Below are 16,940 nucleotides of genomic sequence, written 5' to 3'. Positions count from 1 at the left end.
TCTTTTAATTTTGGGTAAATAAAAAAAATCATTTATGAATTTAAGCAAAAACTTTACTTTAAATGAGCTTTTACGTTCGGATACTGCAAATAGATTAAAGATTGTAGAACAATATACCCCAAGCCAGGCCGTAGTTGAAAACCTTAGAAAACTTTGCATTAATATTTTGCAGCCATTACGGAATCATTTAGGAGTTCCAATAAGAATTACTTCTGGATTCAGGTGCAAAAGAACAAATAAGGCTGTTGGTTCTAAAAGTCAAAAAAGCCAACACGTAGAAGGAAAGGCTGCAGATATTGAAGTAGATGGAATGACAAATCAAGACTTAATGAGATTTATTATTGATTTAAATCTACCATTTGACCAATTAATAAATGAATATGAGCCTAATGGATGGGTGCATATTTCATACGATGAAAAAAGAAACAGAAAGCAAGTATTAAAAATTGATTAAACTATAATTTAAAATGAAAGACTTCTTTATTGATGCAACTGTTAAAGCCGGGCTTCAGTTTGCTTTGTACTTCTACATATTGATAACAGCACTTTATAATTGGCTGGATAAATTTAATATGCATCTTGACTTTTTGTATTTAGGGCTCATTGGAACGATACTTGCAAATGCAATAAGTCTTTATATGACTATTAAAAATTCAAAGTCGGAAAGAGTTTTAATTAGTCGAAAATCTGTTTTACTCACGGTTTTAGAACTTGTAATAGGCCCAGTATCAACAATGGTATTTATGAGCTTTTTATTTGATGGCGAAATAAGCAAAACAACAACTCTTTTGGCTGTTGGATTTGGTGCATTTTGGGAGGTTGCATGGAGTTTATTCCGGGGTAAATTTAAAGAATATTTTAAAGGAGCTTCATTTAGTAATAATCAAAATATTCAATCAATCGAAGGGGATAATGACGGAGAGTCAAATCCTCCTAAGCCTCCAAAATAATTATGAATAAAAGGCATATAATATTCCAGATAGGTGCAATAATAGTAATTTATATCAATATCGTTTATCATTTATTTTTCAGTGGTGGCGAAATTGATACATTATTTTATTACACATTTATCCCTTTGGCATTTTGTTTTTTATTAATGGGCTATCCAAATAAAAATTGGTTTATTTGGATGGCTTTTTTTTTCTTCAGGTGCAAATTCTCTTTATAACTTCCTAAAATTAATAGGATATTATGATTATGATTATGAAGGAATAAAAGTATTTGTGCCAACGATAACTTTAGGATCAATGGTAATTTATGGAATCAAATATTATTTTAAAATCAGAAAAGCCAGGAAATCCAAATATTTATAAAAAAATGGGGACGTTTATTTTAACCAACTTTTTTGCAAAATTCATTAATTTCAGTTTTCCAATTTTTATTTATTTTGGATAGCAAATCAACAAACACTGATGCAAGCTTATGAAGAGCAAACAGCTATGCTTGACAGGAATAAGTCATTAGGTATGTTTATTATGTTTGTAATCTGGGGAGTTGTAAATTCGCTGATCCATTATGAAAAATATTTAATCAGAAAAGCTGAAAGGAAAAGATTTGAAATTGAGAATGAAAAAATGAGGTTAGAAAACGAAAACATAAAACAAACATTAAAATGAAACTAAAACTGATTGAAAGATTATTTGGGCCGGTGACTAAAGGCGTTCAAAATGCTATTACTATTGTTGTGATTGCTTTTTTTATTGGAGTAGTTACTTGGATATATTTTAAGACAAAACAAGCCATTCAAGGCATTAAAACTGAAATTACACACAATCATAAGGACTATAAGAGTTTGGTTCATTCTGATAGCCTAAAAACAGATTCTTTGGTTATTTTTAAGTTTAATTTGAATAACAAAGAAATCCAGGTGCAAAACTTGAATACAAAGATTATTGAGGATAGCACTTTGAGTAAATCTTTGATTGGTCAACTGCAAAAACAAAATCTTTTCCTAAATAGGCTAAATAAACAATATGAGGCACAAATGCCATGCCGTACAAAGATTATTACCAAAAAGGTATTTGGAAAAGATTTGATTGAGATTAAGATTATTCCTTGTGATAGTCTTTGACATATACTAATGAGTGCCGACAATTAAAATATTTAGGCGGATTAATAAAATGATCCAAAATATAAATTTTCCCTCTGAATATTTTATACTTCAAAGTAGTTCTTTGAATTTCGTCAACTTCAAATTTTGGTTTTATAAAAAAAAGAAATATTTTTTCAAAAAATGTCATTTTGGTTGCCTTTTTCAAATTGAAAGCTGAAAAGAAAGCACCCCTGCTAATAATTGGTTCACAAAATTTCCTATGTTCCATTTTCTTTATTTTTTACAATTTATTATTTTTTCTGAATTATTAAAACAATATGATATAAATTCAGCGTGTTCTAATGCCTCATGCTTATTAAATGTATCTATTTTTTCATCACCTATCAAAATATATTGAAAAAATAAACGCCCTATAACAATATACATAAGCAAGCGGGCTTGATACTTCACTTAGTATTTCGGGTTTAAAGAGCATAGCCCGCCTGCTCATGTACTAATCGTTACCTGCTATGCTGTGACAACAACTCCGACAATTCACGAAGCTGATTAGCGTGTTCAGGTTTCAATATAAATTCATCCCATTGACCGTATCTACATTTATAACCAAAAATGTATTTTAAACCAGCTTTCAATCTTCTCCAAAAGCCGTGTTTTACCAAATGAATATAACAATAGATTAAGTTATCCTCATTGTCGTGTTCAATGATTATTTGATGTTCACGGCTACTGCAATCGCAAATAAGCACAGCAGGTAACACGGGTTTGGCTATATTGCCGTTCAGTTCTTCGTTTGACATTTTATCTATAATTTAAAGTTTTGTAATTCTAATTAACTTTTGTGTTCGGCAACATCGCCAAGCCTGAAACCGTTATCAACCACAAAGCAACAAAACAAAATCCACACTAAAAAATAAAATGTTATATTTTTTAAAACAAAAGTAAAAATATTATAAAATAGTTTTTTATTTCAAAATTAGTATTAAATTTGCAACATGAAAAACAAAGAATCGTCATCAGAACTTGAAACCGTGAAACTCTTATCGCATGACGATATTTTAAGCCGGGTTAAATATCTCAATTCTGAAAAAGGCATTATGTATAAAAATATTGCCTCTGAGGCTAAAATTTCAAAGTCTTACTTTTTGCAGATTATAAATGAAAATTTCCCTAATCAGAAATTCCAGGAGAAATCACAATTGAGAATGAGCATTTACTTTAAAAAGCCTGAAATAAAGGCCATGCTAAAAGATTTTCGTAAATAAATTTTAAACAATAAATATATGACTGGATTATCAGTAATTATAAGAAATAAGAATCAGTTTAATAAGGTTAAGGAATTTTTATCGGATGAAGTTTTATATTTAGATTTTGTGCCAAAAATGGCAGAAATTGAAACATCAATAGTAATTATACCAAACTTAGATTATTCTTTGGGAAGTGTAGGAAGTTCAGATTATCAAAAACAATCTGGATTGAGGTTAATTGAATTTTCTGATTTTTTCAAAGAATAAAAATAACAAAAAAAATACATAAAAATATTTTTTATTTCAATAAGTTATGCTTTACTTTGCATAACTTATTTTTTATCAAACAATTATAACGAATGAAAAAAGACGATTACCAGGAGTTTTTGAAATCAAAACAAAAAACATTCATTGAATCTGGTTTTGAAATTGAAGAATCGGAATTGAATCCATTGCTTTTTGACTTTCAAAAATATGCAATTAAGATTGCCATAAGAAAAGGGCGTTTTGCCTTATTTGAAGATTGCGGGCTTGGGAAAACTTTTCAACAATTAGAATGGTCAAGGGTAATTTCAGAAAAATATCAAAAACCTATATTGATATTGGCACCTTTAGCAGTTGTTGAACAAACAATACATGAAGGAAATCATTTTGGAATAGAAGTTTTTAAACTAAATCCAAATGATGTAATTATGCCAGATGAAAATAGAATATTTATAACTAATTATGACCAACTAAAAAATATTGATTGTTCTGTTTTTGTTGGAGTTGTTTTAGATGAAAGTTCTATTTTAAAAGGCCGGGACGGTGCCACATCATCATTAATTATTTCTTCATTTAAAAATACTCCTTACAAATTAGCTTGCACCGCTACGCCTTCACCAAACGATCATATGGAATTAGGTCAACATAGTGAGTTTTTAGGAGCTATGAGCTATTTAGAAATGCTTGCAATGTACTTTGTTCACGATGGAGGAGAAACAAGTAAATGGAGATTAAGAAAACACGCTACAGATGATTTTTGGAAATATGTTTGTTCATGGTCACTTTCAATTGATAATCCTAAAACGCTTGGATATGATGGTTGTGGTTATGAATTGCCAGAAATAGAATTTATTGAGCATTTAATTCATGTTGAAAATAATACAAATACTCTTTTTGGTGATGTTGTAGTTTCTGCAACTGATATACATCAAGATTTAAACCGTTCATTTGATGCAAGAATGAAAAAAACAATTGAATTAGTTCAAAATTCAAATGAACAATGGATAGTTTGGTGCTTAAGAAATACAGAATCAGATTATTTAGAAAAACATTTAAATTCTTTTTATCAAGAAACTGAAATTTCAGGAACACTTTCGAATGGTGAAAAATTATCAATTGGATATGATAAAAAAACATCAAAAGATGCTATAAATGTCCAAGGATCTGATTCGCCAGAATTTAAAGCAAAACACCTAAACGGATTTGCTAATAATGAATTTAAAACTTTGATTACTAAAACTTCAATTGCATCATTTGGTATGAACTATCAAAATGCTTGTAATATGATTTTTACTTCTTACGATTTTAAATTTGAATCATTTTATCAGGCAGTAAGGAGAGAATACAGATTTGGTCAAAAAAGAAAAGTATATGTTCATTTATTGGTGCCGGAAAGTCAGTTAAATGTAAGGAAATCAATACTTGAAAAGGAATCAAAACATAAAGAAATGATTCGTGAAATGGCCAAATATTCAGCTTTAACAGACTATAAAAAAAATAAATCAAGTGTTATGATTGAGAAAAAAGAAATTAAAACAAAAGATTATAAATTGTTTAATGGTGATTGCGTAGAAGAATCAAAAAAAATAGCTGATAATTCAGCAGACTTAACAGTTTTTTCTCCTCCTTTTGCGGAATTGTATGTTTATTCAGATAGTCCTAATGATATGGGAAATGTTTCTGACTATAAACAATTTGAAGAACATTTTAAATTTTTGATTCCAGAAATAAAAAGAATACTTAAACCGGGCAGGATTTGTGCCGTTCATTGCATGGATTTGCCAATTCAGAAAGGGAAAGAAGGTTATATTGGATTACGTGACTTTTCAGGAATGCTGATTGATTGGTTTCAAGAAAATGGTTTTATTTATCATTCAAGGGTTACAATTTGGAAAAATCCAGTAACAGAAATGCAAAGAACAAAAGCATTGGGATTACTTCACAAAACTATCAAAAAAGACAGTTCAATGAGTAGGGTAGGTATTCCGGATTATATATTGTTTTTTAGAAATGATGGAGAAAATCAAATACCAATTGAACACCAGGATATTGATCCAAAATTACCAAATTATCTGCCAGTAGATTTGTGGCAAAAATATGCATCCCCAGTTTGGTATGATATTGATTATTCAAGAACATTGCAATATCGTTCGGGCCGTGATGGAAATGACGAGAAACATATTGCACCATTACAATTAGATACAATAGAAAGGGTAATTCATTTATATTCTAATGAGGGAGAAACTATTTTTAGTCCTTTTGGTGGTATTGGTTCAGAGGGTTTTCAGTCATTGAAAATGAAAAGAAAATCTATTTCAATTGAGTTAAAAGGTAGTTATTTTAAACTTAATGCCCAAAATCATAAAGCTGCAGTTGATGAAAATGAATCCGTTTTAACACTATTCTAATGCAAATTTTCAAAACATCATTTATTCAAGTCTTTTTGGTAAGCATAAATACAATATGCTTATCGAAAGGCTTATATTTTGGAGTTGCATTGTTTGGTTTTTTAATATCATGGTTTTGGGTAACTAATGTAAAAAAAGCAAATATTGCGACTAAAAAAGACCAATTTATATATGCATTTGGTGCTATGATTGGCGGTTTATCAGGTTTAATTTTAACTAAAATAATTTTATAAAAATATGTACTATTGTAAAGGAAAGCTAAATTTAAGCAAGTTGGATGAATTTATTGAAAACCATCCGGAATTGGTTAAAGAAAACAAATCCGGGGATTTAGAAATTCAGATTGACACTGTTTTTCATACTTACCCTGGTCAAAATGGCAACAACATGACAATTACTATGTTTGATCCAAAACGTGCAAAAGGGGAAAGCCGTAAAACATTTGCCGGTTGTGTTTTTGACTTTGATCAATTAAAAAAGATGTTTGTATGAAAGAACATAGATTCCCATATAAATGGACTTTAAAAGATGCTGTATTTACAAAAGACAAAGGAACGGTTTTTAGTTGTTTTGCTTGTGGCGGTGGCTCGACTATGGGCTACAAATTAGCAGGTTTTGATGTTATTGGATGCAATGAGATTGACCCTAAAATGATTGAAGCATACAAAGCTAATCATAATCCTAAATATGCTTATTTAGAGCCAATACAGACTTTTAAATTAAGAACTGATTTACCTGATGAACTTTACAATTTAGATATTTTGGATGGTTCACCGCCTTGCAGTAGTTTTTCTATGGCTGGTAATCGTGAAAAAGATTGGGGCAAAGATAAGATTTTTAGAGAGGGTCAACAAAAACAGATTTTAGACACTTTGTTTTTTGATTTTATTGATTTGGCAAAGAAATTACAACCTAAAGTTGTGGTTGCTGAAAATGTAAAAGGCTTATTATTAGGTGAAGCAAAAGCCTATGTAATGCAAATATACAAAGAGTTTAACTTAGCTGGTTATCATTGCCAACATTGGTTATTAGATGCTTCAAAAATGGGTGTACCACAAAGGCGTGAACGTGTATTTTTTATTGCATTGCGTAAAGATTTGGCAAAGCCTTTTTTAAAGCAAATGAATTTGTTTGATATTTTGCCAGAGTTGAACTTGGAATTTAAAGAACAAAAAATTATATTTTCTGAAATATCAGATAATGAAGATATGAATACAGACTTACCACCTGTTGCCGGGAAATTGTGGTATAAATGTATTGCAGGTGAAAGTTTGTCAAGTGTTCCAGAAAGCAATGGGAGTTTTTTTAATGATATAAAAGTTAGTAAAGAAAATGTATTGCCAACACTTGCAAGCCAAAACAAAGTATATCATTCAGACATACCAAGAAGATTGAATAATCTTGAATATCTATTAGGTGCTACATTTCCGACTGATTACGATACAAAGGATATGAAGGCGTTTTATATGTGTGGTATGTCCGTCCCCCCAGTCATGACCGCACAAATAGCAACTCAAATATATGAACAATGGTTATCAAAACTTTAAAACAATGAAAAACAAACCAAACTTATTCAGTCAAGATTTAAAGCCTCCAAAAACAGCAATTCAGGAGGTATTATTTGAAATGATTACCAACAGTAATGTATCAATTGTTTCATTTTTTTGGATGCCAGGATTTCGGACAAGAATATCAGATTTGAAATTAAAACATAATCTACCATTTGACAACATCGAAAAAACCGGTAAAAATAAATTTGGCAGGGAATATGTTTTTCAGGTTCATGTTTTAAAAAATGAAAATATTGAACTTGCAAAGTCTATTTATAAAGATATTCAAAAGAACTCAAAAGAGGTTGATTTTAGAAAATAGATGTTACAAATTATAGGTAAATTCTATAAAAAAATGTTTTAAATTATAGGGAAAAATGAAATATTTAATTATTCCAAAAATCGGAACTCCATTTTTTACAAATTGGTATGAATACGAAAATAATTGGTCAGATGATTATTTAATGATTTTCAACGGAGGCCAATATTCAATTGACGGTAAAACTTGGGAAAATATAGAAATTGACCATTTATAAAATAAATTTTAGGGAAATGTTTTTATATTTGAAACCTTTAAAGTAAATTTGTGTATGGAATCATTAAAAGTTGATAAGACCAAACTAAAAACGGTCAAAAATTATGCTAATCTAAAAGGATATACACCACAAAGGATATATCAATTAGAGAAAGATGGTCAAGTTAAGTTTACAGAAATTGACGGAGTTAAATTTGTAGATTTAAGCAAGTAATTTTTTTTTGTTAAAAAATTTTAAAGTTATAAAATGATTCATTCAGAGAATATTAATAAACCTTTTTTATTAAATACGAAAAATTGGTTTAAAGTAACATCAGAGTTTAATTCTATTGAAAGCGATATTTTTTTCAAAGAGTTAATTAATATTTACTTAGGAAATGAAATAAATATTAATTTACCTAAAAACATTTCTAATGCTTTAGGTAATTATTCAGAATTAATATCGGAAAATGACCAACAGATAAAAGAAAGTCATTGGAATTGGAAAGGAGGAATTTCTGATGAAAATAACTTAATAAGGTCAAGCTCAGAATATAAAAAATGGAGATTATCCGTATTTATAAGAGATAACTTTATTTGTCAATCTTGTAACAAAAAAGGAAGAGTTTTAAATGCTCATCATATAATACCTTTTTCAATAGATAAAAACCTTAGGTTTGAATTATCTAACGGGATTACTCTTTGTAAGGGATGCCATATTGAACTACATAAAACAGAAAGACCATGGCATTAAGAGACCAACCATATTTACCTCTATATATTCAGGACTTTATGACTGATGAAAAGTTAATTGAATGCAGTGCTTCAACTACTGGTGTTTACATTAGAATTATGTGTTTGATGCACAAATCAGAAGATTACGGAAAAATTTTGCTAAAGCAAAAATATAAGCAAACAGAAAAGCAAAGTTTAAATTTTGCTACACAACTTGCTAAAAGTTTGCCTTATAATTTGGGTGAAATAGAACAATCAATTGAGGAGCTTTTAAATGAAAAAGTACTTGAAATAAGAGATGATTTTTTAATTCAAAAGAGAATGGTTAAGGACAATGACATTAGCTTAAAGAGGTCTATTTCAGGAAGTAAAGGAGGTATTTCAACTCAAAACAAGGATAAAAAACCTAAAAGAAAATTTGCTAAACCAAAAAGTAAAGCAAACTCTGAAAATGAAAATGAAAATGAAAATGAAATTGAAATTGAAAATGGAATTAAAATTGACTATGAAAATTTTATTTTGTTTTGGAATAAGAAAGTTGAAAAATCATTAATTCCAAAAATCGACAAACTTACCGATAAAAGAAAAAAGTCTTTGAGAATTTTATTTAGTGAATTTTCAAAAGAAAAATTTGCAGAGGTTTTAAATATTGCTTTAAAATCAGATTTTTTAACAGGAAAAACAAAAGAAGGATTTGTATTAACTTTTGACTTTTTTTCAAACAAAAATAACTTTATTAAAGTCATGGAAGGGAATTATGCAAATAAAGAAAAATCCATTAATGAAACCCCAAAAATAGTAGCAAGTACACAACATTACGAAAAGCCATTAGAGCCAACAGAAGAAGAAAAAATAGCATTTAGAAAAGAAAACGGATTAATTGACTAATGGCAAAAGATTATAAAAAATATGATAAATCACTAAGTGAGCAAGTTAAAAATATTGCTGATTATCAAGGCATGCAAATGCCGTATGATATTGAGCAAGAAAATTACATCATTGGCACTATAATAGCAGTTCCAAACGAATTGTTTAATGTAATTGATATGTTGAATGAATTTGATTTTTATTCAGAAAAAAATCAAACAATTTATAGAGCAATTATAAATTTACACAAAAAAGGACAATCATGTGATTCACTTGGAGTAGTTAGGGAATTGAGATCAACTGGAGAAATTGAATTCGTTGGAGGTGCAAGGACAATAGCAGAATATACATCTAAATATTGGGCGTTTAAAAATATGCAACAAATTGCATTGTATATTGTTGAATTATCAAAAAAAAGACAGTTAATTACATTAGGCACAAAAATAACTCACAAGTCTTATGATAGTACCTCAGATGTATTTGAGCTTATAGATGAAGTTCAAAAAGGAATAGTCGAGTTATTGACTTTTAAGTTTTCAAAAGAAACTGATTTTATTGCGATTGCAACAAAATCATACAAAGATATTTCAGAAAGAAAAGAAAACGAGTTGCCAGGTATTCCATCAAAATTTAGGCAATTAAATCAATTAACAGGAGGATATAGAAAAGGGAATTTATATACAGTCGCAGGAAGGCCGGGAATGGGTAAATCTCTTTTCTTGGTTAATGAAGCATATCACCAGGCATCAGTAGGATTTAAGACTGTTATTTTTTCACTTGAAATGCCGGCATCAGAAGTTACTACAAGAATATTTTCTTTAGGAACTCAAATTGAAAGTTATAAATTTGATAAAAATATCCTCACAAATGATGAAAGATTGGTAATTGAAAAATTCATTCATAATAATTTTCATAATAATATTTTTATTGACGATTCAGGAGGTATTGACTTAATGTACATAACAAGCCAGATTAAGAGAATCAAAAATAAAAACGAGAATATTGACAAATCTAAAAAAGGCGTTGATATAGTGTATATCGATTATTTGCAGCTTATTAAATTAGACCGGGATAATAGAAATGAAGGATTAGGCCAAATAACAAGGTCATTAAAATCACTTGCAAAGGCATTGGATATTTGCATTGTCATTTTTTCACAATTAAATAGACAGGTTGAAAATAGGGCAGGAGACAGAAGACCACAATTATCAGACCTTAAAGAATCAGGGTCTATTGAGGAAGATTCAGATGTAGTGTTATTTTTATACCGTCCAGAATATTACAATATAACTGAAACGGAGACAGGAGAAAGCACAAAAGGACTTATTGAAGTAATTACATCAAAAAACAGACAAGGAGGCAAGGATAGTAGTTTTATGCGTTTTTTGCCTACTATTTCAACTATTGTTGAAAGCCGGGAAAATTTAGATAATAATTCTATGCAAAATAATTCTAATATTGAAAGTTTTGAAAGCGAGGTGCCAAAATCAATTAATTCAGAAAACGTAAATTTTTAAAAATCATGGATTTGTCAAATGTAAAAACAGTAACCGAATTAAGGAATATACCTAAAAAAGATTTAACTTTTGTTAGTAGTTCAGATTACAGAATCCCGGAAAACGAAATTTCAATTTGGAAAGAAAACGGTTGGAAATTATCGGAATGCAATACATTTATGACAAGTGGAAAATATAGAAAAGTTTATATCAAATAAAAAATATATCAATAAAATGAAAACAGAAAACAAGCAAGATGAATATTCTGAATATCTACTTTCAGGATTAATTACAATAGCAACATTTATAATTGCAACCGTAATTATTGCCGGAATTGTCACTTTAATAAAAATTTAACCAAAACAAACAAAGAAAATGCAATTTAAACAGTCAGATTTGCCAATTTTAGCCAAAATGGTGCGATTAATTGAGAATAGCAGACAATCATTAGGGAAAGACTATTTTAGAGCCGTAGAGGTTGCGAAAACGGTTTTTTCTGAAAATGATAAAACTAAAATAAACCAGTATCAAACAAAAGTCGATCAAAACACTTTAATATCAGAATCGAAATGAAACGCAACAGTAATAAAAAGCAGATTATTAGAAAAAAACTTGAAAGTTTATATTTTGTTGAAGAACTTTTTGATCCTGGATTATTTCATTATAAAATGCCGTTAGGTTTTGGAACTACTTTAATAATGAATATTGATGATTGTGTTTTGAAAATAGAAAAAAAAGGCATTGATATAAAAATTGCAAAAATTGAAACATCAGAACATTTGCAGATTTTGTTTGATGCATTGGTACCGGAAAATAACAGATTACCTTTTAATTGATTATAACGTTTTGCAGCTAACGTTGAAGCTATGACCAGTAAAGGATTACGGGCTTCGTCCCTGTCAAAATATACCGAACTTGGAGCGAGCTAAAACGTTGGATTAACCACTAAAACCTTTATTGATTATAGCTTGTGTTAGCGTTTCGTACTTTTTTAATCGAATTTTAAACAATTAAATATCAAAAAAATGGAAAAGAATTATAGAAAAATTGAATTTGGGTTTGGAGATATAAACTCAGCAATGAAAGAATTGAAAAGCCATAAAGATTTAGTTTGTGGCTCATTTAACGGACAAATACTTTATTCGGATATTGATGATGTTGATTCGGCATATCAGAAAATTACTGGCAGAACAAAGGCTGAGTTTGATGATGAACGTGAAAAAGAGCATTTGGAATATGAAGCCGAAAAGAAAAGACACGAAGAAGCCATACCAAAACTTACAAAAGAATGGATTGAAAAAGGTAATGAAATACTTGCCGAAAAATACCACGAAACTTGGGCGAAATGTGTACCAATTAGATTGGGTGACTTATATAGAGGTTTTGAGCTAAAAGCAACCTTGGATATTGTGAAAGAACTAAATGCAGGTTGTGAATTAGAAGCGGCAAAAAAGATAATTGAAGACCAAGGACACTCTGGAATGTCATTCGGTTTAGTTTGCTCAATGGTAAAATCGTTTTGTGATAGAGGTTTAGAATTTGCAAGTTACGCACGTTCTTAGTATGAACGCTAACGGCAATGCATTGGCGAAGGCAGGGAATTGAAGTACTACCGCTTGTTAATGCACAAATGATAAATTAAGTACTACCGTTGAGCAAAAGCACTTCCGCCCCGCTTTTGCCAATGCAATGTTATAGGGCGTTTTTATTATGGAAAAGAATATAGGATTTAAAGTAACGGTTGAATTTGATTGCACCGACATGATTGACGAAAAAACATTTCACGATGAATTTAATTGCGACCCTATGGCTGCCTACAAATTCATTTCAGACAATTTTAATGATAGTCCGATTAACTTTTCAGAAGATGATAGGATTGTAAAGGTTGAGTTGTTGGGGTCTTAAAATGCCCTATAACGTATGGTGCTATACGAAGGAGGCGATTGTTAGCACTAAAGTTGATGCTGAGTACAAATGTTTGTTTAACCACAAATGTTTCTGCGGAGTACCGAACCGCCTCTTTTGTATAGCCCTTGTTGTATGCTGGTGCGGTTTTGAAGCACTAATTTTAAATTAAACATTAAACATTCTAAGATATGGAAAAAGAAATAAAAAGAGTTTAAGCGAAATGAAAAATAAGTTTTCTGATAGAACTTTATGAAAAGAAAGACAAAAATTAATTACTGTTATCAAACCTTACTTACAAAAACAAGAGATAGTTTAGCAAAGGACTAAAGATAAATTAAATAGCATTAATGAATTTATTGGTCAATTAAAGATAATAACATTTGAAGAAGAAAACAGATTTATATTAACCACCTTCGATGGTGTAAGTAAGTTTATAGACGATAAAGTCTTTTCAGTTGAAAATTCTCCTTCTTTAATAGACACAATAATGTGCCTAACTGTTTCTGACAATATAACAGAACTATATCCACGCAGAATATTTTTTTCAACTTTAGAAAAAGCAAAAGAATATATTGTACTAAATAAAAACTGTTTGAGTATTAAAGAAATTGCCGTAATTATAGGAGAATGTAATAATACTACCTATATAGACCTTGATAGATTAACTGTAAAACTAAAAGATATTGTAGAATCAAAAATAAATTAAAATGAAAAACCCAACAAAAGAAAGCAGAGGAGTTGCTGGATAAATACAGAACACATATAAGAAAAGCAGATGTATATAATCATTTAGTTCAGGAAGATGAAATTTATTTAGCCAAACAATGCACTTTAGTTTATCTCAATGACATTATATCGGAATGTGATAGTTTTGATTTCTATGATTGTCGTTTGCGTAAGAATTTTTGGAATGCAGTAAAACAAGAAATTGAAAAGTTATGAAAATAATTCACTTAAATTTTTTATCATTATCATATGTATCTTTAATTTATAAAGTAACTTATGAAAAAGAAACTGGAATATTCTTTAAAAGAATAACAGGATACCAATAAGTTGTTTTTATTGAAGTTGTTAACGGCAAATTTGGAACATATGCAAAACAATATAATACTGGCGATCGTGTAGAATTTATGAACGACCATCACCTAGGAGACTTAATTGTTAATCATTATGAATTAACTACAACCTAGAAATACAATTCTTAATGTTTGATGCAATATTTCCATCTACAAACCATAAGACCGGATGCACTTCTAATGTCCTTCACTCCTTGTCTTTGTTGCTCAATATCATATTCGCCTTGCATTTTATAATTTACCTGAAATATTAAGATAATCACACTTTAATATTTTAACAAAAAACTATGTTCTAAACTTGAAATTGGCTTAGTTACAAAATTACGTCTGTTTTGAATTGTCGTTTTACCCCTTACTATTTCACCATTTAAATTTTCGTTTAATTCTTCCGTGAAATGGAAATACATCTTGCAAAAATATATAATCTCAAAGAGTAATATCTCTATTTTTATCAAATTCAAGCCCGTATGTATTTGTTTCCATTTGAAAAACTTACAAGATCTTCATCAATATCATTAACCACTTAATAAGTGTTGTTTTGGCAATTTCTGATTATGCTGGTTAAATAAAATTCCCTGATAGCACCCAAATTCTTTAGCCTCAAATTCCAAAAATCATGCTTTTATACGCAACAATTAACAGAAGTGCAAAGTAATCCTACATCTGCTATGTTTGAATCATTTTCTTAGTATCCTGGTGTTGCGTAACAATCTAATGTACTTTCTCTCGAATAATGTAAGAAAGTGCTTGAATTGGCACCAATTAACCCATAAGCTACATCAATTGAACTATCGCCATCTTTTGCTATAATAATTGGTTCCCAAAGTGTATGGCGTTACCCTTGCCACATCATTACAAACAGAAATAGCATATTTGTCTTTATTTGCAGTTGCCGTTGTTTTTGTTAATAATGCTTCAATTTCAGGATTATTTGTATTTGAAACCAAACGGCTACCACTCAAACAACTGGATTAATTGACGTTCCTTTGCTAATCTAAACCTATTTGTAGATACGTAAAAAAGCATCAATTGTCGTTTGTGTATCCGTATCGTTCGCAACGATTCGAACCCATTTATATCAAAACATTTCCGGACCTTACATCAAAAGTTTTGTTATAATAATCATAAGTTGCATCCGTTGAAAAGGTAAAGTAATTCTCGGATTATTTCTTATTAATTATATTCTCAATCCATTATCTGAACTAACCGCAATTGTGGCACCATTTTGAATGTAATAATATTCAGAATCAGGATGTATTTTAGATCTCAAATCATTTTCACTATCTCGCTTTCAACTAAAATAGTCAATCCATCCACTGTGAATTTATTTCCTTCTTGAAAGTCCGTAAAATTTAGTAAATAGCATTTAGTCCCTATCACTTCTCCGTTGCAATAAATGTTTTTTGCAAAACAAGGTGCATTTGGTTTAGGATATTGTAATCACCCTATCGAAAGTTACACTTGTCCCACAATTATAACAATCATCTGATTGCCTGAAATTTATAATATTACCATTTGATTCAACATCCCAGCCTTTGCTTTATTGAAATGATTTACAATTTTCGTGATATATTCAGATAGCTTAATTTGCTTTTGATTTAAATGTTTTACCAAGTTTTACGCCTCCGATATTTATTGCAAATTGTTTATTACCGTTTGAATCATAGCTTTCACCCTTAATCTAAAAACTACCTCTTTTCATGCACGAAAAAGGAACTAATCGACCGTCTGAAACTTCAATTTCTGTTGATTCAGTACAATTCAAAATATCGTATTTAAAAACTTAAAATTATAGTTTGACCGTCCAATCATCATAGATGCATCAACCGGAAATCTTAATTTATCGCTAATTTTGCATTTATATTTCTGATTGAAATTTGTTTCTGATGATTTTACTAACCGATCATATCAATTCACCTTTAATATTTACAAATCCTTTTCCATTCCCTGCAAATTCTGGGTTAATTTCATCGCACTTGATAAATTTATCTTCACCACAAGCAACAATCCCAATTTCATTTAATTCTTTAAATTCTTCAAAATCTATTACTGCATCAAATTCGCATTTCATAGGCATATTTTCGCCAAAATTAAAAGAACTGTTTTCAAAATTACCACCAATAACCATGGAAATATTACCTTCCCCGGATGCGAATTTTATTTCAGAAAGATATTGTAATTTTCTGGCATTATATTGTAAAACATTCAAAGGAGTGTATTTTAAATTATAAACTCCTCCGGAAAGAATGATATTTGCAACCGGGTTGTATTTTGTAATACTTTCTATTGATCCGTTTTCTGTGGCAATCAAAAATATATTTTCATCAAATTTATGTTCTTTTTGATTTTCATTTACATCATATTGCAACTCCTTTGTTCTTCGGATTATATACCCCGGCTGATAAAATCAGAAACTAAACTTAATTCACGACTCCAAATGAAAGATTTGATTCATACGTTCTTGTTGAATTATGTATTGTAATCCTTTAAATTTACTTTCCATTGCCGGGTACTAAATCCAACTTAAGACTCGAATAAAGCCGGCCAATGTCTGCATATTCACGTTATTTAGTCGCATGTAGCATTTATAAAACTTGCATTTCGTGAATTATTACTTTGCAGGCTCAATCACCGACGTTTCCCTTCAAAGTCAAAGTTTAGGTCATATAATGCATCAAATTGGAAAGTACATATTCAAGGCTTAAATTAATATCGCACAGATCTCTTGGATATTATTTCCAGTGGTCAAAAAATCACCTTTCCCATACCCAGATTCAAAAAATCAGATTTAACAATAATATTTGGACTTATTTTTTAAGCAATTT

At 29.7% G+C, this 16,940-nt stretch carries 24 protein-coding genes; 21 read left to right on the top strand and 3 right to left on the bottom strand.

The annotated features are described in order from the left end of the window. The first annotated feature begins 34 nt into the window (after positions 1-34). The 4 genes from IPP61_00275 (at position 35) to IPP61_00260 (ending at position 2,071) form a co-directional block, all read left to right on the top strand. Entirely contained in the window at positions 35-454 is a 420-nt protein-coding gene (locus IPP61_00275) for a DUF882 domain-containing protein (GenBank protein ID MBL0323615.1), read from the top strand. A gap of 13 nt (positions 455-467) precedes the next feature. Next, complete coding sequence (locus IPP61_00270; protein ID MBL0323614.1) at positions 468-950, top strand: hypothetical protein; 483 nt, start codon at positions 468-470, stop codon at positions 948-950. Positions 951-1,412: 462 nt separating this feature from the next. Then, entirely contained in the window at positions 1,413-1,616 is a 204-nt protein-coding gene (locus IPP61_00265) for a hypothetical protein (GenBank protein ID MBL0323613.1), read from the top strand. After that, positions 1,613-2,071, top strand: a complete 459-nt coding sequence (locus IPP61_00260) for a hypothetical protein (protein MBL0323612.1) — start codon at positions 1,613-1,615, stop codon at positions 2,069-2,071. The genes IPP61_00265 and IPP61_00260 overlap by 4 nt, the downstream gene beginning before the upstream one ends. A gap of 482 nt (positions 2,072-2,553) precedes the next feature. On the opposite strand, the gene IPP61_00255 is transcribed toward IPP61_00260, so the two are convergent. Beyond that, positions 2,554-2,850 carry a hypothetical protein gene (locus tag IPP61_00255; GenBank protein ID MBL0323611.1) on the bottom strand — a complete coding sequence of 99 codons (297 nt, stop codon included), beginning with the start codon at positions 2,848-2,850 and terminating at the stop codon, positions 2,554-2,556. Between the two features lie 195 nt (positions 2,851-3,045). On the opposite strand from IPP61_00255, the gene IPP61_00250 reads away from it, so the two are divergent. The 17 genes from IPP61_00250 (at position 3,046) to IPP61_00170 (ending at position 13,036) form a co-directional block, all read left to right on the top strand. Then, complete coding sequence (locus tag IPP61_00250) at positions 3,046-3,315, top strand: hypothetical protein (protein MBL0323610.1); 270 nt, start codon at positions 3,046-3,048, stop codon at positions 3,313-3,315. Between the two features lie 18 nt (positions 3,316-3,333). Further along, complete coding sequence (locus IPP61_00245; GenBank protein ID MBL0323609.1) at positions 3,334-3,564, top strand: hypothetical protein; 231 nt, start codon at positions 3,334-3,336, stop codon at positions 3,562-3,564. Positions 3,565-3,656: 92 nt separating this feature from the next. Next, positions 3,657-5,969 carry a hypothetical protein gene (locus IPP61_00240; protein MBL0323608.1) on the top strand — a complete coding sequence of 771 codons (2,313 nt, stop codon included), beginning with the start codon at positions 3,657-3,659 and terminating at the stop codon, positions 5,967-5,969. Continuing rightward, positions 5,969-6,202: a hypothetical protein gene (locus IPP61_00235; GenBank protein MBL0323607.1), complete on the top strand. Its 234-nt coding sequence runs from the start codon at positions 5,969-5,971 to the stop codon at positions 6,200-6,202. Before IPP61_00240 ends, IPP61_00235 begins: the two co-directional genes overlap by 1 nt. A gap of 4 nt (positions 6,203-6,206) precedes the next feature. Beyond that, on the top strand, positions 6,207-6,461 hold the full coding sequence (locus IPP61_00230; protein ID MBL0323606.1) for a hypothetical protein: 255 nt from the start codon (positions 6,207-6,209) through the stop codon (positions 6,459-6,461). Then, positions 6,458-7,516, top strand: a complete 1,059-nt coding sequence (gene dcm, locus IPP61_00225) for a DNA (cytosine-5-)-methyltransferase (GenBank protein ID MBL0323605.1) — start codon at positions 6,458-6,460, stop codon at positions 7,514-7,516. The genes IPP61_00230 and dcm overlap by 4 nt, the downstream gene beginning before the upstream one ends. 4 nt (positions 7,517-7,520) lie before the next feature. Next, positions 7,521-7,841 carry a hypothetical protein gene (locus IPP61_00220; protein MBL0323604.1) on the top strand — a complete coding sequence of 107 codons (321 nt, stop codon included), beginning with the start codon at positions 7,521-7,523 and terminating at the stop codon, positions 7,839-7,841. 55 nt (positions 7,842-7,896) lie between these two features. Next, entirely contained in the window at positions 7,897-8,055 is a 159-nt protein-coding gene (locus IPP61_00215; GenBank protein ID MBL0323603.1) for a hypothetical protein, read from the top strand. Between the two features lie 54 nt (positions 8,056-8,109). After that, positions 8,110-8,268 (top strand): hypothetical protein, encoded by a 159-nt coding sequence (locus tag IPP61_00210; protein ID MBL0323602.1) that lies wholly within the window; start codon positions 8,110-8,112, stop codon positions 8,266-8,268. Positions 8,269-8,301: 33 nt separating this feature from the next. Continuing rightward, the gene (locus IPP61_00205; protein MBL0323601.1) at positions 8,302-8,787 is read left to right on the top strand and encodes an HNH endonuclease; all 486 of its coding nucleotides are present in this window, start codon (positions 8,302-8,304) and stop codon (positions 8,785-8,787) included. Continuing rightward, entirely contained in the window at positions 8,778-9,656 is an 879-nt protein-coding gene (locus IPP61_00200) for a hypothetical protein (GenBank protein ID MBL0323600.1), read from the top strand. The genes IPP61_00205 and IPP61_00200 overlap by 10 nt, the downstream gene beginning before the upstream one ends. After that, on the top strand, positions 9,656-11,152 hold the full coding sequence (locus IPP61_00195) for an AAA family ATPase (protein ID MBL0323599.1): 1,497 nt from the start codon (positions 9,656-9,658) through the stop codon (positions 11,150-11,152). Before IPP61_00200 ends, IPP61_00195 begins: the two co-directional genes overlap by 1 nt. Before the next feature lie 5 nt (positions 11,153-11,157). Beyond that, the gene (locus tag IPP61_00190) at positions 11,158-11,349 is read left to right on the top strand and encodes a hypothetical protein (GenBank protein MBL0323598.1); all 192 of its coding nucleotides are present in this window, start codon (positions 11,158-11,160) and stop codon (positions 11,347-11,349) included. 157 nt (positions 11,350-11,506) lie between these two features. Next, positions 11,507-11,704, top strand: coding sequence for a hypothetical protein (locus tag IPP61_00185; GenBank protein MBL0323597.1), 198 nt, complete (start codon positions 11,507-11,509; stop codon positions 11,702-11,704). After that, on the top strand, positions 11,701-11,967 hold the full coding sequence (locus IPP61_00180; protein ID MBL0323596.1) for a hypothetical protein: 267 nt from the start codon (positions 11,701-11,703) through the stop codon (positions 11,965-11,967). The genes IPP61_00185 and IPP61_00180 overlap by 4 nt, the downstream gene beginning before the upstream one ends. Before the next feature lie 189 nt (positions 11,968-12,156). Further along, complete coding sequence (locus tag IPP61_00175) at positions 12,157-12,693, top strand: hypothetical protein (protein MBL0323595.1); 537 nt, start codon at positions 12,157-12,159, stop codon at positions 12,691-12,693. A 148-nt stretch (positions 12,694-12,841) separates the two neighbouring features. Further along, positions 12,842-13,036 carry a hypothetical protein gene (locus IPP61_00170; GenBank protein MBL0323594.1) on the top strand — a complete coding sequence of 65 codons (195 nt, stop codon included), beginning with the start codon at positions 12,842-12,844 and terminating at the stop codon, positions 13,034-13,036. 1,867 nt (positions 13,037-14,903) lie between these two features. On the opposite strand, the gene IPP61_00165 is transcribed toward IPP61_00170, so the two are convergent. Together IPP61_00165 and IPP61_00160 are read right to left on the bottom strand one after the other, a co-directional pair. Next, positions 14,904-15,077 (bottom strand): hypothetical protein, encoded by a 174-nt coding sequence (locus IPP61_00165; protein MBL0323593.1) that lies wholly within the window; start codon positions 15,075-15,077, stop codon positions 14,904-14,906. Positions 15,078-16,018: 941 nt separating this feature from the next. After that, positions 16,019-16,483: a hypothetical protein gene (locus tag IPP61_00160; protein MBL0323592.1), complete on the bottom strand. Its 465-nt coding sequence runs from the start codon at positions 16,481-16,483 to the stop codon at positions 16,019-16,021. Between the last annotated feature and the right edge of the window lie 457 nt (positions 16,484-16,940).

This window comes from Cytophagaceae bacterium, assembly GCA_016722655.1.
Taxonomy (GTDB): domain Bacteria; phylum Bacteroidota; class Bacteroidia; order Cytophagales; family Spirosomataceae; genus Leadbetterella.
The sequence above is the reverse complement of the archived record's forward strand: the minus strand, read 5'-3'. Positions and strand labels throughout refer to the sequence as shown.

Excerpts from the sequence above, each read along its gene's own strand:
- IPP61_00260 (MBL0323612.1), top strand. The coding sequence starts at position 1,613 with ATGAAACTAAAACTGATTGAAAGATTATTTGGGCCGGTGACTAAAGGC.
- IPP61_00250 (MBL0323610.1), top strand. The coding sequence starts at position 3,046 with ATGAAAAACAAAGAATCGTCATCAGAACTTGAAACCGTGAAACTCTTA.
- IPP61_00170 (MBL0323594.1), top strand. The coding sequence starts at position 12,842 with ATGGAAAAGAATATAGGATTTAAAGTAACGGTTGAATTTGATTGCACC.
- IPP61_00270 (MBL0323614.1), top strand. The coding sequence starts at position 468 with ATGAAAGACTTCTTTATTGATGCAACTGTTAAAGCCGGGCTTCAGTTT.
- IPP61_00180 (MBL0323596.1), top strand. The coding sequence starts at position 11,701 with ATGAAACGCAACAGTAATAAAAAGCAGATTATTAGAAAAAAACTTGAA.
- IPP61_00190 (MBL0323598.1), top strand. The coding sequence starts at position 11,158 with ATGGATTTGTCAAATGTAAAAACAGTAACCGAATTAAGGAATATACCT.
- IPP61_00240 (MBL0323608.1), top strand. The coding sequence starts at position 3,657 with ATGAAAAAAGACGATTACCAGGAGTTTTTGAAATCAAAACAAAAAACA.
- IPP61_00235 (MBL0323607.1), top strand. The coding sequence starts at position 5,969 with ATGCAAATTTTCAAAACATCATTTATTCAAGTCTTTTTGGTAAGCATA.
- IPP61_00205 (MBL0323601.1), top strand. The coding sequence starts at position 8,302 with ATGATTCATTCAGAGAATATTAATAAACCTTTTTTATTAAATACGAAA.
- IPP61_00195 (MBL0323599.1), top strand. The coding sequence starts at position 9,656 with ATGGCAAAAGATTATAAAAAATATGATAAATCACTAAGTGAGCAAGTT.
- IPP61_00255 (MBL0323611.1), bottom strand. The coding sequence starts at position 2,850 with ATGTCAAACGAAGAACTGAACGGCAATATAGCCAAACCCGTGTTACCT.
- IPP61_00175 (MBL0323595.1), top strand. The coding sequence starts at position 12,157 with ATGGAAAAGAATTATAGAAAAATTGAATTTGGGTTTGGAGATATAAAC.
- IPP61_00275 (MBL0323615.1), top strand. The coding sequence starts at position 35 with ATGAATTTAAGCAAAAACTTTACTTTAAATGAGCTTTTACGTTCGGAT.
- IPP61_00245 (MBL0323609.1), top strand. The coding sequence starts at position 3,334 with ATGACTGGATTATCAGTAATTATAAGAAATAAGAATCAGTTTAATAAG.
- IPP61_00185 (MBL0323597.1), top strand. The coding sequence starts at position 11,507 with ATGCAATTTAAACAGTCAGATTTGCCAATTTTAGCCAAAATGGTGCGA.
- IPP61_00200 (MBL0323600.1), top strand. The coding sequence starts at position 8,778 with ATGGCATTAAGAGACCAACCATATTTACCTCTATATATTCAGGACTTT.
- IPP61_00230 (MBL0323606.1), top strand. The coding sequence starts at position 6,207 with ATGTACTATTGTAAAGGAAAGCTAAATTTAAGCAAGTTGGATGAATTT.
- IPP61_00215 (MBL0323603.1), top strand. The coding sequence starts at position 7,897 with ATGAAATATTTAATTATTCCAAAAATCGGAACTCCATTTTTTACAAAT.
- IPP61_00210 (MBL0323602.1), top strand. The coding sequence starts at position 8,110 with ATGGAATCATTAAAAGTTGATAAGACCAAACTAAAAACGGTCAAAAAT.
- IPP61_00265 (MBL0323613.1), top strand. The coding sequence starts at position 1,413 with ATGCAAGCTTATGAAGAGCAAACAGCTATGCTTGACAGGAATAAGTCA.
- dcm (MBL0323605.1), top strand. The coding sequence starts at position 6,458 with ATGAAAGAACATAGATTCCCATATAAATGGACTTTAAAAGATGCTGTA.
- IPP61_00220 (MBL0323604.1), top strand. The coding sequence starts at position 7,521 with ATGAAAAACAAACCAAACTTATTCAGTCAAGATTTAAAGCCTCCAAAA.